This window comes from Candidatus Clostridium helianthi, from assembly GCF_045310795.1.
Lineage (GTDB): Bacteria > Bacillota > Clostridia > Clostridiales > Clostridiaceae > Clostridium > Clostridium helianthi.
Map to the genome: position 1 here is coordinate 1 of NZ_JBJIAB010000127.1, position 398 is coordinate 398.

Genomic DNA, 398 nt, shown 5'->3' on the forward strand with positions numbered 1-398 from the left:
CAGGAAGCATTTTAAGATAGGAGGACTTTTAGAATGAATATAGTAGTTTGTGTAAAACAAGTTCCAGATACTACAGCAGTAAAAATTGATCCTAAAACTGGTACATTAATAAGAGATGGTGTTCCATCAATAATGAATCCAGAGGATAAACACGCTTTAGAAGGTGCATTACAATTAAAAGAAAAAGTTGGAGGAAAAGTTACTGTAATAAGTATGGGACTTCCAATGGCTAAAGCAGTATTAAGAGAAGCATTATGTATGGGAGCTGATGAAGCTGTCCTATTAACAGATAGAGCACTTGGAGGAGCAGATACTCTAGCAACTTCAAAGGCACTTGCAGGAGTAATAGCTAAATTAGATTATGATTTAGTATTTGCTGGAAGACAAGCGATTGATGG

General features: G+C 35.7%; 1 protein-coding gene. It reads left to right on the top strand.

Going from position 1 to position 398, the window contains the following annotated elements; translation table 11 throughout:
• Nucleotides 1–33 precede the first annotated feature (33 nt).
• On the top strand, nucleotides 34–398 hold a 365-nt coding region (locus ACJDTP_RS27485), incomplete at its 3' end, for an electron transfer flavoprotein subunit beta/FixA family protein (RefSeq protein WP_406763014.1).